This is a genomic window from Caldimonas caldifontis (genome assembly GCF_002930615.1).
Classification (GTDB): Bacteria; Pseudomonadota; Gammaproteobacteria; order Burkholderiales; family Burkholderiaceae_C; genus Caldimonas; species Caldimonas caldifontis.
Genome location: NZ_PSNX01000006.1, coordinates 98,456 through 114,228, shown reverse-complemented (window position 1 = coordinate 114,228; position 15,773 = coordinate 98,456). Strand labels below are relative to the sequence as shown.

16 protein-coding genes are annotated in these 15,773 nt (G+C 70.2%); 12 read left to right on the top strand and 4 right to left on the bottom strand.

Annotated elements, in window-relative coordinates:
* Nucleotides 1–4 precede the first annotated feature (4 nt).
* Nucleotides 5–958, bottom strand: coding sequence for a porin (locus tag C1704_RS08365; RefSeq protein ID WP_104302266.1), 954 nt, complete (start codon nt 956–958; stop codon nt 5–7).
* Nucleotides 959–1,251: 293 nt separating this feature from the next.
* Here C1704_RS08365 and coq7 point away from each other — a divergent pair, with 293 nt between their 5' ends.
* Nucleotides 1,252–1,911, top strand: a complete 660-nt coding sequence (gene coq7 / locus C1704_RS08360) for a 2-polyprenyl-3-methyl-6-methoxy-1,4-benzoquinone monooxygenase (protein ID WP_104302265.1) — start codon at nt 1,252–1,254, stop codon at nt 1,909–1,911.
* 2 nt (nt 1,912–1,913) lie between these two features.
* Here coq7 and C1704_RS08355 read toward each other — a convergent pair whose 3' ends face one another.
* Nucleotides 1,914–2,336, bottom strand: a complete 423-nt coding sequence (locus C1704_RS08355; protein ID WP_104302264.1) for an OsmC family protein — start codon at nt 2,334–2,336, stop codon at nt 1,914–1,916.
* Between the two features lie 313 nt (nt 2,337–2,649).
* Here C1704_RS08355 and ilvA point away from each other — a divergent pair, with 313 nt between their 5' ends.
* Nucleotides 2,650–4,218 (top strand): threonine ammonia-lyase, biosynthetic, encoded by a 1,569-nt coding sequence (gene ilvA, locus C1704_RS08350; protein WP_104302263.1) that lies wholly within the window; start codon nt 2,650–2,652, stop codon nt 4,216–4,218.
* 15 nt (nt 4,219–4,233) lie between these two features.
* Entirely contained in the window at nt 4,234–5,277 is a 1,044-nt protein-coding gene (locus tag C1704_RS08345; protein WP_104302262.1) for a nicotinate-nucleotide--dimethylbenzimidazole phosphoribosyltransferase, read from the top strand.
* 4 nt (nt 5,278–5,281) lie between these two features.
* On the opposite strand, the gene C1704_RS08340 is transcribed toward C1704_RS08345, so the two are convergent.
* Both C1704_RS08340 and C1704_RS08335 read right to left on the bottom strand, forming a co-directional pair.
* Nucleotides 5,282–7,180, bottom strand: coding sequence for a DUF294 nucleotidyltransferase-like domain-containing protein (locus C1704_RS08340; RefSeq protein ID WP_104302261.1), 1,899 nt, complete (start codon nt 7,178–7,180; stop codon nt 5,282–5,284).
* A gap of 39 nt (nt 7,181–7,219) precedes the next feature.
* A complete protein-coding gene (locus C1704_RS08335; protein WP_211286900.1) occupies nt 7,220–7,705 on the bottom strand; it encodes a general secretion pathway protein C in 486 nt (161 codons plus the stop codon).
* Between the two features lie 128 nt (nt 7,706–7,833).
* On the opposite strand from C1704_RS08335, the gene gspG reads away from it, so the two are divergent.
* The 9 genes from gspG to gspD all read left to right on the top strand — a co-directional run bounded on the left by gspG (nt 7,834) and on the right by gspD (nt 15,766).
* Nucleotides 7,834–8,286, top strand: a complete 453-nt coding sequence (gene gspG / locus C1704_RS08330) for a type II secretion system major pseudopilin GspG (RefSeq protein ID WP_104302260.1) — start codon at nt 7,834–7,836, stop codon at nt 8,284–8,286.
* Nucleotides 8,287–8,381: 95 nt separating this feature from the next.
* Entirely contained in the window at nt 8,382–8,846 is a 465-nt protein-coding gene (locus tag C1704_RS08325; protein WP_336469937.1) for a GspH/FimT family pseudopilin, read from the top strand.
* Nucleotides 8,843–9,199, top strand: a complete 357-nt coding sequence (gspI, locus tag C1704_RS08320) for a type II secretion system minor pseudopilin GspI (protein ID WP_104302259.1) — start codon at nt 8,843–8,845, stop codon at nt 9,197–9,199. The genes C1704_RS08325 and gspI overlap by 4 nt, the downstream gene beginning before the upstream one ends.
* Before the next feature lies 1 nt (nt 9,200).
* Nucleotides 9,201–9,812, top strand: coding sequence for a PulJ/GspJ family protein (locus C1704_RS08315; protein WP_104302258.1), 612 nt, complete (start codon nt 9,201–9,203; stop codon nt 9,810–9,812).
* Nucleotides 9,809–10,759 carry a type II secretion system minor pseudopilin GspK gene (gspK, locus tag C1704_RS08310; RefSeq protein WP_170064655.1) on the top strand — a complete coding sequence of 317 codons (951 nt, stop codon included), beginning with the start codon at nt 9,809–9,811 and terminating at the stop codon, nt 10,757–10,759. The genes C1704_RS08315 and gspK overlap by 4 nt, the downstream gene beginning before the upstream one ends.
* A 96-nt stretch (nt 10,760–10,855) precedes the next feature.
* A complete protein-coding gene (gene gspL, locus C1704_RS08305; RefSeq protein ID WP_104302257.1) occupies nt 10,856–12,109 on the top strand; it encodes a type II secretion system protein GspL in 1,254 nt (417 codons plus the stop codon).
* A complete protein-coding gene (gspM, locus tag C1704_RS08300; protein ID WP_104302256.1) occupies nt 12,106–12,609 on the top strand; it encodes a type II secretion system protein GspM in 504 nt (167 codons plus the stop codon). The genes gspL and gspM overlap by 4 nt, the downstream gene beginning before the upstream one ends.
* Nucleotides 12,606–13,541 carry a type II secretion system protein N gene (gene gspN / locus C1704_RS08295; protein WP_104302255.1) on the top strand — a complete coding sequence of 312 codons (936 nt, stop codon included), beginning with the start codon at nt 12,606–12,608 and terminating at the stop codon, nt 13,539–13,541. The genes gspM and gspN overlap by 4 nt, the downstream gene beginning before the upstream one ends.
* On the top strand, nt 13,538–15,766 hold the full coding sequence (gene gspD, locus C1704_RS08290; protein ID WP_104302254.1) for a type II secretion system secretin GspD: 2,229 nt from the start codon (nt 13,538–13,540) through the stop codon (nt 15,764–15,766). The genes gspN and gspD overlap by 4 nt, the downstream gene beginning before the upstream one ends.
* Nucleotides 15,767–15,773 lie beyond the last annotated feature (7 nt).

Sequence of the window (15,773 nt, the reverse complement as noted above, 5' to 3'; positions counted from 1 at the left end):
GGGATCAGAAGTTGTGCTTGATACCGACGTCGAAGCCCCACTTGTTGTCCGTCAGCTCGCCATCGCGGGCGTAGTCGGCGTACAGCGTGGTGCGCTTGGACATGTTGTAGTGGTAGCCCAGGCCGAACTTGGACGACACGTCAGAGCTGGGGTTGCGAGTCTCGAGCTTGTTGTAGCTGGCGCGGAACTCACCACCGCCGATCGGGGCGGTCGCGGCGATGTGGTAGTCGCGGTGCTTGACGTCCGTGGCGTCGATCTTGCCGAAGCCGTAGGCGCCGATCAGCTTGAACGCGCCGAAGTCGTAGGCGGCGGTCAGGATGTTCCACTCGGCGACGTCGTCACGATCGATGCGACCGAAACCCACGTTCAGCGGGCCAGCACCGTAGGTCAGCGCCAGGTTGTAGCTGCCGTTGGTGTCGTTGCCCGGGGTCTCATCCATCACCCACTGGAAGTGGCCGCGGAAGCCGCCGACGGTGGGCGAGGAGTAGGTGATCGAGTTGTTCGAACGAACGGTGTCGATGGCACCACCCAGGCTGCCGTTGGCGGCCACGGTGTCATAGCCCCAGGGGTCGGCGGCCAGCTGGACGTACAGGAAGTTCGTGGTGTACTCGCGGCCGAAGCGCACTTCACCGAAACCGCCCTGCAGGCCCACGATGGAGCGGCCGTTCCACATGGGGGTGGTGGCAGCGTTGGCGGCGTTGTTGTTGGTGCCGGTGTTGCCCACATCCGCAGCGAAGCGGTGCTCGATGTTGAAGACCGCCTTCAGGCCGCCACCCAGATCCTCGACGCCACGCACGCCCAGACGGCTGCCGGAGCCGTTCTGCATGACCATGTAGTCGGTGCCCAGGTTGCGAGCGAGGCTCAGGTCCACACGGCCGTACAGGGTCACGGAAGACTGGGCAGCAGCGGCGCCAGCCAGGGTGCCCAGGACGGCGAGAGCGAGAAGAGATTTTTTCATTGCAACTATCTCCTAGGTTGAACAAGAGGTCTCGGCCACCCTTTTGTCGTCAGCGGACAGGCATTCCGAGCCAACCTCCTCATCGGAAGTTGACGGTATTCCACCAGACGCCCGTGGCGACCGCCAGCACAGAGGTCAGAAAACAGGGCTGTCTGTTGCCTGAGTGCAACAAGACGCCGGTTCGACGGGACCGATCAAGGCACCCATGCAAGGCTCGAAGGCCGTTCGCCCCCGTACTTTCCCGGAGGGATGCGCCGCACTATGCTTCGAAGCAGGATTCTTCGAGCGCGACCATGACCTCACGACCCGCCCTCTCCCCCCTCGACGCCCTGTTGCAGACGGCCGACAGCGCCTTGCGCACGGTGTTTGGCGCACATCGGGCCAGCCGGCCCTGCCCGCAGCCCGGCCCCTCGGCGTCCCCGGCGCCACAGGCGCTGGACGATGACGAACGCCGCCTGTCGGGCGCCCTGATGCGCGTGAATCATGTGGGCGAGGTCTGCGCCCAGGCGCTGTACACCGCTCAGGCGCTGGCCACCCGCGATCCGGCCCTGCGCGCCCACTTCGAGGCCGCCGCCCGCGAGGAGGTGGACCATCTGGCCTGGACCGAGCAGCGCCTGGCCGAGCTGGGCGATCGCACCAGCCTGCTGAACCCGCTGTGGTACGCGGGCGCCTTCGGCATCGGACTGCTGGCCGGTCGCCTGGCCGGCGACCGGGTCAGCCTGGGCTTCGTGGTGGAGACCGAACGCCAGGTGGAGCAGCACCTGGAAAGCCACCTCGACCGCCTGCCGGCGCAGGACGCGGCCTCACGGGCCATCGTGCACCAGATGAAGGAAGACGAGGCCCGCCATGCGCTGGATGCGCAAGCCGCCGGGGCCGTGCCACTGCCGGCGCCGGTGCAATGGCTGATGCGCGGCGCGGCCAAGGTGATGACCACGACCGCCCATCACATCTGAGCTCAGCCCTCGACGATCTCGTAGCTGGTGGTGATCTCGGCCGTCTTGCCCAGCATGATGGTGGCCGAGCAGTACTTGTCGTGCGACATCTGGATGGCGCGCTGCACGGCCGTCTCGGGCAGGCCCTTGCCGGTCACCACGAAATGCATCTGGATGCGGGTGAAGACCTTGGGGTCGGTCTCGGCACGGTCGGCGCTGAGCCTGACCTGGCAGCCGCGCACGTCATGGCGGCCGCGCTTGAGGATGAGCACCACGTCATAGGCGGTGCAGCCGCCCGCACCGGCCAGCAGGGTTTCCATCGGGCGCGGCGCCAGGTTGCGGCCGCCCCCGTCGGGGGCGCCGTCCATGCTCAGCAGGTGGCCACTGCCCGTCTCGGCCGAGAAGGCCATGCCGCTGGCGGGCATCCAGTTGATCGTGCATTCCATGAGGGTCGTGATCCGAGTGTGAAACAGTGCCCATTTTGTGCGCTGCGCGCCAGGCGTGCAGGCCGGCCTGGAGAGACGTCTCTAGCAGAATGCGTGAAATTGTTATTGCGGCGCACCATCCTTCGGCGTTAAACTTTCATCTATGTAATGTTCGCTGATCGCGGCATTGCAACGTTTGTCTCCTCCACCCTCCTCCTTTGGTGGATTTGGCCCAAGGCTTCACCGCCTTGGGCCTTTTTCTTGGGCCCCGTTGCTGCACTGCAAGACCGGCCACGCGCTGGCGTATAGTCATCGGCTTCCCAGGAGGAGCCGCATGGCACGCGCCACACCCAAGAACACCCCCGCGCCCCGCACCCGCCCCAAGCACCTGTCCCCGTCGGACTACCTGCAGAAGATCCTCACCGCCCGCGTCTACGACGTGGCCGTCGAAACCGAGCTGGAAGACGCCCGTCAGCTGTCGGACCGCCTGGGCAACACCGTGCTGCTCAAGCGCGAGGACAACCAGCCCGTGTTCAGCTTCAAGCTGCGCGGGGCCTACAACAAGATGGCCCACCTGAGCGCTGCGCAGCTCAAGAAGGGCGTGATCTGCGCCTCGGCCGGCAACCATGCCCAGGGCGTGGCGCTGAGCGCGCGGCAGCTGGGCTGCCGCGCCGTGATCGTGATGCCGGTGACGACGCCGCAAGTGAAGGTGGATGCCGTGCGCGCGCTGGGCGGCGAGGTGGTGCTGTTCGGCGAAAGCTTCTCGGACGCCTACGGGCACGCCCGCGAACTGGAGGCCAGGAAGGGCCTGACCTTCGTGCACCCCTTCGACGACCCGGACGTGATCGCAGGCCAGGGCACCATTGCCATGGAGGTCCTGCGCCAGCACCAGGGCCCCATCGATGCGATCTTCGTGGCCATCGGCGGCGGCGGGTTGATCTCGGGCATCGCCAGCTACGTGAAGGCCGTGCGCCCGGAGATCCAGGTGATCGGCGTGCAGATGGAAGACTCCGACGCCATGGTGCGCTCGGTGCGACAGGGCAAGCGGGTGCAGCTGGCCGATGTGGGCCTCTTTGCCGACGGGACGGCGGTGAAACTGGTGGGCGAGGAGACCTTTCGCCTGACGCGCAAGCTGGTGGACGACTACGTGGTGGTGGACACCGACGCGGTGTGTGCAGCCATCAAGGACGTGTTCCAGGACACGCGCAGCATCCTCGAACCGTCCGGGGCCATGAGCGTGGCGGCCATCAAGCAGTACGTCGAGACGCATCGCTGCAAGGGCAAGACCTTCGTGGCCATCACCTGCGGCGCCAACATGAACTTCGACCGGCTGCGCTTCGTGGCCGAACGTGCCGAGGTGGGCGAGGAACGCGAGGCCCTCTTCGCCGTGACCATCCCCGAGGAACGCGGCAGCTTCAAACGCTTCTGCGCCCTCCTGGGCGAGCGCAGCGTGACCGAGTTCAACTACCGCATCTCTGGCGCCGACCAGGCCCACATCTTCGTGGGCCTGAGCACCCGCAACCGCGGCGAATCGGCCAAGATCGCAGCCCTGTTCCAGAAGCAGGGCTTCCCCACGCTGGACCTGACGCACGACGAACTGGCCAAGCAGCATGTGCGCCACATGGTGGGTGGGCACTCCGAGCTGGCGCGCGACGAGCGGCTGTACCGCTTCATCTTCCCCGAGCGGCCGGGCGCGCTGATGAAGTTCCTCTCGACCATGCACCCGAGCTGGAACATCAGCCTCTTCCACTACCGCAACCAGGGCGCCGACTACGGCCGCATCCTCGTGGGCATCCAGGTGCCCAAGGGCGACGAGCAAGCCTTCCGGGCGTTCCTGGACACCCTGGCGTATCCTTACGTGGAAGAGACCGACAACCCGGTGTACCGCCTCTTTCTGCGCTGAGGGCCAGCCCTTGCCATGAGCCTGAACCGCTCGCTGATCGCCCCCACCTACCACCCGCCCCTGCAGCAGGCGCTGCTGGAGAAGCTCGCCGCACGCAACACTGCTGCCGGCAGCCTGGGCGAACTGGAGCCCCTGGCCGTGCGCCTGGGGCTGGTGCAGAACACCCTCAAGCCACGCTTGCACACCCCCCAGCTGGTGGTGTTCGCCGGCGACCATGGCCTGGCGGTGGACGGCATCACGGCACCGGACACCACCCCCAGCGTCGAGCAGGTGCAGGCGATCATCATGCTGCGCCGGCCACTGGCCGTCTTCGCCCACATCCAGGGCCTGGGTCTGACGGTGGTCGATGCGGGCCTGTCGGAGCCCTTGGGGCGCCACCCGCTGCTGCTGTCGCGCAAGATCGCGCACGCCACGCGCAATTCCCGCGTGGGCCCCGCCATGTCGGTGGACCAGGCGCAGGCGGCCATCCGTGCCGGCATGGAGATCGCCAACGCCCTGCCCGGCAACGTGCTGGCTTGCGCGGGCCTGGGCGTGGGCAGCGAGGCCAGCGCCGCCGCCCTGCTGTCGCGCCTGACGCTCATCCCGCTGCAGCATCTGATCCAGCCCTCGGCACAGGCAGCGCCTGAGCTGCTGGGCCACCAGGTGGCCGTGCTCCAGGCGGTGCTCGAGCGCCACCGCAGCGTGGTGGAGCCGGTGGAGATGCTGGCGGCGATGGGCGGCTTCGAGATCGCGATGATGGTGGGCGCCATGCTGGTGGCCGCGGGCAAACGCCACCTGATCATCGTCGATGGCCTGCCGGCTTGCGCCGCCCTGGCGGTGGCCTCGCGCATCGCGCCCCCGGTGGTGGACTACGCCGTCTTCTCGCGCAGCCACAGCCGTCCGGGCCTGAGCCTCGCGATGGAGTATTTCAAGCAAGGTCCGCTGCTGGAACTGGGGCTGGAAAGCACCGATGGCAGCGGCGCGTCGCTGGCCTGGCCACTCATCCACGCCGCAGCCGCCTTGCTGACCGAGGTGGCCGAGGGCGAGGACCCGGGGCCCAGCCGGCCGGCGGAGCTGTAGCGCGTCAGCGCAAGTAGTCGAGCTGCAGCCGCTGCTGCAGCCGCCGCGCCAGTCGGAAGGTTTCCTTCAGCATGCGGCGGTCGATGTCGTTGAGCTGATTCACGTCGATGCGGTTGGGCTGCTCGGGCATCTCGTCGGCACCGATCTGCACGCGCAGGCGCAGGGTCTGCAGGAACTCGAAGCCGGCGATCCAGGCCTGGCTTTCCTGGGGCTCCACCCCCATGGCCGGCGCAGCCTGCTCGATGCGCGCGCGCGTGCTGGTGGCCGTCACGCCATGGGCCAGCGCGTAGATGCGCGCGGCGGCCACGAAGATGGCGGCCCCCTGCATCTTGAGGTCCACCCACTCGTGCTCACCCTCGCGCGTGGTGTCCAGCCCCCCCAGCCAGTTCAGCGGCACGCGGTGGCGCAGGGCCAGCTCGCTCATCTGGCGTAGGAAGCGCGGCACCGCCCGGGCGCGGCGGGTGACGAGCTGGCGCATCGGCGCCAGCAGGGCCTCGCGGCCGGCCAGGGCGCGAAAGTCGAAGAAGATGCTGGCGTGCAGCAGGTCCTCGGGGGCGCCGTGCTCGATCCAGTGGTCGAAGCGCTCGCACCACTCGCGCGACGTGAGACACCACTGCGGATTCATCGACATCACACCGCCCTTGCACAGCGGATAGCCGCAGGCGGCCAGGCCTTCGTTCACGTCCTTGGCAAAGGCCAGCCAGCGCGGACGATCGGTGGCCGGGTCGTCGCTCTCGAAGACCAGGCCATTGTCCTGGTCGGTCGCCACGGTCTGCTCGGCGCGCCCTTCCGAGCCCAGGGCCATCCAGCAGGCGCGCTCCATGTCGAGTCCATGGGAGCGCGCCGTCAACTGGACCAGGCGCTCGGCCAGCACGTCGTTGAGATGGCTCACCAGCTCGGTGAGCTGGCGCGAGCGCAGCCCCTGGGCGAGCAGGCTGCGGGCGAAGCGACGGATGTCGGGCGCCACCACCTGCAGCGCGGCAAGGTCGGGGGCATGGCGCAAGTCGGAACTGAGCTGCTTGAGCGACAGGCGCTGCAGGGCAAAGAGGTCGCGCTCACTGACCAGGCTCACCAGGCGCTCCCCGTCCAGCACCGGCACGTGACGGATGCCATGCCGGGACATCAGCAGGGCCGCGTCCTGGGCCGTGTCGTCCACCCCCAGCGTGTGCACCGGATGCGTCATGACCTCGGCGATGGGGGTGCTCAGGGGCTTGCCGGCCAGCACGATGCGGCCCAGCACGTCCTGGCGCGTGAGGATGCCTTGCAGACGGCCGGCCTCGTCGGTGACCAGCAGCGAGCCGATGTGCTGCTCGTGCATGGTGCGCAGGGCCTCGGCCAGCGGGGTGTCGGGCCGGCAGGTGACGGGCCGCTTGCGCGCCAGGTGGGCCAGGGCCGTCTCGAAGGATTGCTCGGCCAGGGTCTGAGAGGCCGCGTCCGCCTGCACGGCCCGGCGCGAGAGCGTGAGGTACTGCAGGATGCGCCCGCTGAGGAAGTCGGCAAACGGCGGGCTGGCGGCTGCCACCGCATCGACGGCCCCGCGGGGAATGAGCAGGCACCAGCCCGCCTCGGTGGCGGTGTAGGTGGCGGTGACCGCGCGCGCGCCCATCAGGGCCCCCACGGGAAAGAGCTCGCCGGCCTCGTACTGGAAGCCGGTGGCCTCCAGATCGGCCAGCCCGCGGCGACCGGTGACAGCCCCCTGCAGCACGGCAAAGAGGGTGTGCACCGGGCCGTCCTCGGGCCGGCGCAGCACCTGGCCGGGCGCGCAGCGCAACAGGCTGGCGGCATCGAAAAGCTGCTCGATGTGGGCCGCCTGCATCTGCGAGAACGGCGGGTGCGGCTGGAAGACGGCCAGCCACTGGGCCCGATCCGGGCGCGGGGTGCGGGCGTCGGGAGCGGTCGCCATGGCCGGGTCGGATACGCGCGCGCGCCGGCCCGGCCCGGCTCAGGAGGTCTGCCCCTCGGGGCGGGCCGGCTGGAGCGTGCCGGTCTGGGGCGGCGGCAGAACCGGAAGCTCCAGGGTGAAGGCGGCGGGCGCATCGCGAGGGCCGATCGCCGCCGTGCGGTGCCCCAGCGTCTGCAGCACCAGGTCGCCTTCCACCGGGCTGCCCACGGCGTAGGCCCGGGGGGTCTTGCCATCGACTGCGATGAGGGCCACGCCGGGACCCTCGGTACCTTCCGCCGGCGCCATCACGCCGATGAGCTTGAAGCGGCTGCTCAGCGCCGGTGAGGCCTGGGCCGTCGCCGGACCGGACGGGCGGTTGTTGCCGCCCAGCAGCCGCGTCACCGACGCCGCGCTGCCCGAGGAGGCCACGACAGTGCCGGCATGGGCCGGCACGGGCAGAGGCGAACTGCCCAGGCGCAAGGCCCAGAAGGTCGCGCTGGCCGCGGCCAGCGCCCAGATGACGAAGGCACCGAGTTTGGCGAACATCGGCCCATTATGATTCAAGGCCTGCCCGGTGGACGTCTTGTCACCTGGGGGTGTGGCGCTCGCGCTATGCTGCGCGGGGAACCGCCGTGTCCCGAACCGTCCTGGTGGACCCTGAACCCGCGAGATCCATGACTTCGACCCTGACCCCCTGGCGCCACCGCGCCGCCCGTGCCGCGCACCGCGGCTTCACGCTGATCGAGCTGATGGTGGTGCTGGTCATCATCGGCATCCTGGCCGCGCTGATCGTGCCGAATGTGCTGGACCGGGCCGACGACGCCCGCGTGACGGCGGCGCGCACGGACGTGAACAATCTGATGCAGGCGCTCAAGCTCTACCGCCTGGACAACCAGCGCTACCCGACCTCCGAGCAGGGCTTGCAGGCGCTGGTGGCCCGCCCCACCACGGCGCCGATCCCCCCCAACTGGAAGCCCTACCTCGACAAGCTGCCCAACGACCCCTGGGGGCGCCCGTACCAGTACCTGAACCCGGGCGTGCGAGGCGAGATCGATGTGTTCAGCTTCGGTGCGGATGGGCAAGCCGGCGGCGACGGCCCGAACGCCGATATCGGCTCCTGGCAGTGATGAGTCCCCCCCTACGCGCTTCGCGCGCCCCCTCAAGGGGGCGACACTGGCGGACCGGCAGAGCCGGATCCGCGGTGTCTGCTTGAGGGGCCAGGGTGGTGCGGGGTGCTGAAGTGCTTGGCAGGCATCGCCCCTCTTGGGCAAGACAGCGTGGCTTCACGCTGCTGGAGCTGCTGATCGTGCTGAGCCTGATGGCGATCGTGGTGAGCACGATCAGCCTCGCCATCCGCGACCCGCAGGCCACGGCGCTGGAACGTGAGGCCGAGCGCCTCGCTGCGCTGCTGGAGTCGGCGCGCGTCGAGTCGCGGGCCACCGGGGTGATCGTGCGCTGGGTGCCCGCCACCGACGGCTTCCGCTTCGTGGGCCTGCCCGACAGCCTGCAGCTGCCCACGGGCTGGATGAACCAGGGCGTGTCGGCCGAGGTCTATGGGACGGGTGGCCTCACGCTCGGCCCCGACCCGCTGATCGGCCCGCAGCGCGTGACGCTCGCGCTGGAGGACCGGCGCATCACCATCGCCACCGACGGGCTGCAGGCTTTTGCAATCGCACCTTCACCATGAAACGCCGCGGCTTCACGCTCATCGAGGTGCTGGTGGCCCTGGCGGTCGTGGCGCTGGCGCTGTCGGCCGGCATCAAGGCCGCGGGGGCCCTGACGGGCAACGCCCAGCGCCTGAGCGACAACATGGCCGCCCAGTGGTGCGCCGAGAACCAGCTCGCCGGCCTGATGCTGGCACGCCAGTTCCCTTCGGTGGGCGATGCCGGCTTCGCCTGCGAGCAGGCCGGGCGGCAGTACGTGGGGCAGTTGCAGATCCGGCCCACGCCCAACCCGAATTTCCGCCGCGTGGACGCGCGCATCACCACGCCCGAGGGCGAACCGCTGGTGACGCTGTCCACCATCCTGCCCCGGTACTGACATGCGCCCCTTCCGCGGCTTCACCCTCATCGAGGTCCTGGTCACCGTCACCATCCTCGCCATCGTGGCCGGGCTGGCCTGGCGCGGGGTGGACGGCATCGTGCGCACCAAGGAGATCGCCGAAACCCGCCTGGACCATGTGCTGCGCCTGAACACCGTGCTGGCCCAGTGGGAGGCCGACCTGGCCGCGCTGCATGAGACCCAGGTGGTGCCGGCGCTGAGCTTCGACGGCGGCTCGACCCGCCTGACGCGTCGCAGCGAGCAAGGCGTTCAGATGGTGGTCTGGACGCTGCGCGGCAGCCAGTGGCATCGCTGGGCGAGCCCGCCGCTGACCCGACGCGCCGAATTGCAGGACGCCTGGATGCGCTCCCTGCAGCTGCTGGGCGGTGACCCCGGCGATCTGGCCGCCCTGCCCGGCGTGGCCCAGTGGCAGGTGTACTTCTGGCGCAACAATGCCTGGACCAACCCCCAGTCCACCGGCGACCAGTCGGCCACCGACCCGCGCGCGCAGGCCCTGCCGCAAGGGGTGCGGCTGGTGCTGTCGCTCACGCCCGCCTCCGGCCTGACCGGTGACGTGACCCGCGACCTCGTCTTGCGCCTGAGGGCCGAATGATGCGAGCCCCCCACCGTCCGGACCGCGGCGCCGCGCTGCTCACGGCCATGATCATCGTGACCCTGGTGGCCACGCTGGCCAGCAGCATGCTGTGGCGGCAGTGGCGGTCGGTGCAGATCGAGGCCGCCGAGCGCAGCCGGGCGCAGTCGTCGTGGATCCTCACCGGCGCGCTCGACTGGGCGCGGCTGATCCTGCGCGAGGACCGCCGCTCGGGGTCGGTCGACCATCTCTCGGAACCCTGGGCCACGCCGCTGGCCGAGGCGCGGCTGTCCACCTTCCTGGCCGCCGACCTGAGCGACTCCGACGCCGCGCCGGACGCCTTCCTGGCCGGTCGCATCAGCGACCTGCAGGCCCGCTTCAACCTGACCAACCTGGCCCAGGCCCCGGATGCCTCGGCCCCACATCGGGAGGCCCTGGCGCGCTTGTGCGAACTGGTGAACGTCGATGCCAGCACGGTGAACCTGCTGGTGGCCGGCTTCGTGCCGCGCACCACGGGCATGGAGGCGAACACCGAGGGCTCGGCCGACGCCCCGCTGATGCCCTTCAGCCCCGCCCAGCTGAGCTGGCTGGGGCTGGATGCCAACACCGTCGCCGCCTTGGCGCCCTATGTGACCATCCTGCCGCGACCCACCCAAGTGAACCTGAACACGGCCTCCCGCGAGGTGCTGGCGGCCGTGCTGGGGCTGGATCTCGCCAGCGCCGACCGGCTGGTGCAGCACCGTCAGCGCACGCCGTTCCGGGCGGTGAACGAAGCGGCATCGCTGCTGCCGGGCGGCGCGCCCTCGGACACCCTCGTCACCGTGAGTTCGGACTTCTTCGAGGTGCGCGGCCAGTTGCGCATCGATCAGCGAGCCGTGGAGGAGCGCTCGCTCGTGGAGCGCCGGGGGCTGCAGGTGGTGTCCCTTGCGCGCGAACGCACGGCCCTGGCGCTACCCGCCGCGCGCTGACCCCTGCGAGCACGGGGGAGACAGGGAAACTCCGCGACATTTCTTCACACGTGACGTGAAGGCATGCGCATAATGCGTTGATTTCAAAAGCCTTATATGAGTCTGCTCGTCATCTCGCTGGCCCCGAGGCCGCACCTGGGCGCCCGCAGTGGTGCTCCCGGGGATGCGGCCGCGCCCCTGCGCGCGCCGGCCGAGTTCGACTATGTGCTCAGCCGCGATGGCCTGCTGGCAGCCCGTCATGGCCGCTGCGCGCCCGCCCTGATGCCCAAGGCCGACACCGTGGTGGCCGTGGCCGCGGCCGCCGACCTGGCCTGGCACCGGGTGAGCCTGCCCAAGGCACCCCAGGCGCGGCTGCGTGCCGCACTGGCCGGCGTGCTGGAAGAAGCACTGCTCGAAGACACCGAGGACACCCACCTGGCCGTGGCTCCCGGCGCCAGCGCGGGGAACGACACCTGGGTGGTGGCCATGCACCGCGCCTGGCTGGTGCTGCAGCTCGGCGCCCTCGAGGCTGCTGGCATCGTGGTCGATCGGGTCGTGCCCCAGGCCGAACCGGGCGAACCAGCGCGAGGCCATTTCCAGCTCGACAACCCGGAGGACGACCGGGCGCTGAGCCTGGTCTGGGCCCGCCCCGACGGCGTGCTGGTGCTGCGCCCTTCCGGCACCCTGATGCGCCACTGGCTCGCCGGGCCAGGCCCCGATCAGCCCCCGACGCTGTGGAGTGCCGAGCCCGCCGCCGTGGCAGCCGCCGAGCAGGGTCTGGGCCAGCCGGTGGAGGTGCTGTCGCGCGCCGATGCCGCCCTGCAGGCGGCGCAATCGGCCTGGAACCTGCGACAGTTCGACTTGGCCAACCGCCCCAGGGGCGTGCGGGCCCTGCGCAAGGGATGGCGCTCGCTTTCGGGCCCGGCCTGGCGACCGCTGCGGGTGGGCCTGGCGGTGCTGGTGCTGGTGCAGCTCGTGGGCCTGAACGCCTGGGCCTGGAAGCAGCGCCATGAGCTGCGCGCGGCCCGTGCCGAACAGGTGGCCTTGCTGCAGGCGACCTTCCCGAACGTGCGCGCCGTGCTCGATGCGCCGGTGCAGATGCAGCGCGAAACCGAACAGCTGCGCGCCGTGGCCGGCCGCCCGGGCGACACCGACCTCGAGCCCATGCTGCAGGCCGTGGCCGGCGCCTGGCCCCAGGGCCGGCCGCTGGAAGGCCTGCGCTTCGAACCCGGCCAGCTCACCCTGTCGGTGGGGGGCTGGCCCGACGAGGACATCGCAGAACTGAGCCAGCAGCTCGAACCCGAAGGCTGGCGCATCGAGCGCAACGGCCCCCAGCTCACCCTGCGACGCGCCCCGGGAGGCCGCTCATGACCCTGCAGGACCTGCGCCAGCAGTGGCAACAGAAGGTGCTCACGCGCTGGAACGCGCTGGAGGCACGCGAACGCACGCTGGTGCAGTTCACCGGCGCCGTGGTGGCGCTGGCGGTGTTGTGGTGGGTGGCCCTGCAGCCTGCCCTGCGCACGCTGCGCGAAACCCCCCAGCAACTCGCCGAGATCCGCACCCAGACCCAGCACATGCAGCGGCTGGCCCAGGAAGCCCGCGAGCTGCGGGGGGCTCCGCCCGTGGCCTCGGCCCAGGCCACACGTGCCCTGCAGGCCTCGGCCGAACGTCTGGGCGAAGGGGGCCGACTGAACCTGCAGGGCGATCGCGCCACGCTGACGGTGCAGGGACTCCCTGGGGACGTCCTGTGGGCCTGGCTGGGCGAGGCCCGCAGTGCCGCCCGCGCGCGCCCGGTCGATGTGCAGCTCACACGCAGCGGCAATGGCTACAACGGCACCATCGTGCTGGTGCTCAGCGGAGGGGCGTCATGAGCGGTCTCATCGCACGCCTGGGCCGCTGGCGCCGCAAGGACACGGTGTCGCGCTTCGGCAACTCGCAGTTCGGCGCCTCGCGCTTCGGCAACTCCCGCTTCCCGAATTCGCGCCTCGATTCCGCCGCCAGCGCGGCCGCACGGGCCCGGCAGGCCAGCCTGCGGCGCTGGGGCTGGGCTGGCGCCATCCTCGGCACCCTCGTGGCCCTGGTGGTGTTTGCGCCGGCCAACTGGCTGGCGTCAGCCGTGGCGGCCGCCAGCGGGCAGCGCGTGCTGCTGGCCCAGGCCCAGGGCACCGTCTGGAACGGGCACGCCGTGCTGGTGCTCTCCGGCGGCCCCGGCAGCCGCGACGCCACCGCACTGCCCGGACGGCTGCACTGGACCCTGCGACCGTCGGGACTGGGAGCCATCGTGCGGCTGCGCCAGGAATGCTGCCTGAACGGCCAGGTCGGTCTTCGCGTCCAGGCCGGCTGGTCGCGCGTGTCGGTGCAATTGCTGCCCCAACCCGGATGGACGGCCCAGTGGCCCAGTGCCTTGCTGGGTGGCCTGGGCACCCCCTGGAACACGCTGCAGCTGGGGGGCGTGCTGCGCCTGAGCAGCCCGGGACTCACCCTGGAAGGCACGGCCGGGCGCTGGCTGGTGCAAGGCCGCGCCGACCTCGACATCCTCAACGCCTCCTCGCCGCTGGTCACCCTGAACCAGCTGGGCAGCTACCGCCTGAGCCTGTTCAGCAACGAGCAAGGCCAGGTGCAGATCGTCCTGTCCACCCGCGAAGGCGCGCTGCAGCTCAGCGGCGATGGCCTTTGGGGCCCAAGCGGCGTACGCTTCCGGGGGGAAGCCCGCTCGGGCGAAGGCTTCGAGGACGCCCTGGACAACCTCCTGAACATCATCGGGCGGCGCGACGGCGCGCGCTCGGTCATCTCGATCGGATGAGCATGAAACGCACCCCTCTGGCCCGACGTGGCGCCCAGGCCCTGTGCACCGCACTGGCCGCGAGCTTCCTGGCGCTGGGCACGCCGCCGGCCGTGTGGTCGCAGACCACCGATGCCAACGCAGGCCAGGTCACGCTGAACTTCGTCAACGCCGAGATCGACGGCGTGGCCCGGGCCATGGGCCTCATCCTGCGCCGCCAGTTCGTCATCGACCCGCGCGTGCGTGGGCAGATGACGCTCTATAGCGAGCAGCCCATGAGCCGCTCGGAGGCCTACATCAGCTTCCTCGCCGCCCTGCGCGGTCTGGGCTTTGCCGTGGTGGAGGTGGAAGGCCTGTACAAGATCGTGCCGGAGGCCGACGCCAAGCTGCAGACGGGCGTGGTGTCCGCCGGCCCCGGCGTGGCCGCGCGCGGCGACACCATCCTCACCCAGATCTTCCGCATCCAGCACGAGAATGCGAACAACCTCGTCACCATCCTGCGCCCGCTGATCAGCCCGAACAACACGATCAACGTGAACCCGGGCAACAACTCGCTCGTGATCACCGACTATGCCGACAACCTGCGCCGGCTGGCGCGCATCGTGGCGGCGCTGGACGTGCCCAGCGGCACCGATGTGGAGGTGATCCCCTTGCAGCATGCCGTGGCCACCGACGTGGCCGTGCTGGTGCAGCGCCTGCTCGACCAGCAGGCCGGCGGGGCCGCCAACGTGGCCGCTCCCCCCGGTGCCCCGGGTGCCGCCGGGCCCGTGGCCGGCGGCAGCACCTCGGCCGGCACCATCCTGGCCGACTCGCGCACGAACGCCCTGCTGGTGCGGGCCGCCAACCCGGCGCGCCTCGCGCTGATCCGCTCGATCGTGGAGCGGCTCGACGTGCCCGGCGCCGGTGGCGTGGGCGGCAGCAACATCCACGTGGTCTATCTGAAGAATGCCGATGCGGTGCGGCTCGCCCAGGTGCTGCGCGCGGCCTTCCCCACGGACAGCCGGGGCGGCGCGGGTGGCGGGTCCTCGACGCTGACGGGTGCTGCGACCTCGGCCACCGGCGGCACACTGGGGGGGGCCTCCAGCGCGACGGGGGCCTCGCCCCAGGCCACGGCCCCGGTCAGCACCGCGGCCCAGCCCTCCACCGGCGGTTTCATCCAGGCCGATCCGGCCACGAACTCGCTCATCATCACCGCCCCCGATCCGCTGTACCGCCAGCTGCGCGCGGTGATCGACCAGCTCGACTCGCGCCGCGCCCAGGTCTATGTGGAAACCATGATCGTCGAGGTGAACGCCACCAAGGCGGCCGACGTGGGCTTCCAGTGGCAAGGGCTGCTGGGCCGCGAAGGCGACCGCTGGGGCCTGGTGGGAGGCACCAACTACGGCACCGGGGGCAACAACATCATCCAGCTCTCCCTGGCCGCCGCCACGGGCGGTCAGAGCGGCGCCCTGCCCTCGGCGGGCCTCAATGTGGGCATCGTGCGCAACTTCCTGGGCACCTATTCGCTGGCAGGTCTCGCGCGCTTCCTGGAACAGAACGTGGACGGCAACATCCTGTCCACACCGAACCTGGTCACCCTCGACAACGAGGAGGCCAAGATCACCATCGGCCAGAACGTGCCCTTCGTCACCGGGCAGTTCACCAACACCGGCGGCACGGGCGGGGCCGTCAACCCCTTCCAGACCATCGAACGCAAGGACGTGGGCATCACGCTGCGCGTGAAGCCGCAGATCGGCGAGAACGGCACGGTGCGCCTGGCGATCTACCAGGAAGTCTCCAGCGTGGTGAACCAGAACGTCTCGCAGGGTGTGGCCGATGCCACCGCCGGGCTGGTCACCAACAAGCGCTCGATCGAATCGAGCGTGGTGGTGGACGACGGCCAGATCATCGTGCTGGGCGGCCTGATGCAGGACCAGTTCACCGACAACCGCGACAAGGTGCCCCTGCTGGGTGACGTGCCGCTGCTGGGTGGCCTCTTCCGCAGCGAGAACCGCTCGCGCGTGAAGACCAACCTGATGGTCTTCCTGCGCCCCGTGGTGATGCGCGACCAGGACGCCTCGAACCGACTGTCGATGGACCGCTACGACATGATGCGTGCACAGCAGATCGCCAGCCAGCCGCAGCCGCGCGTGCTGCTGCCGATCAACGAGGCGCCCGTGATGCCCGCGCGCGAGCTGCCCCCACCGGCCGACGCCGCCACGCCGCCCGCGGTGGCGCCCGCGGCCACGCCGCAGCCGGTGAACTGAGGACCGC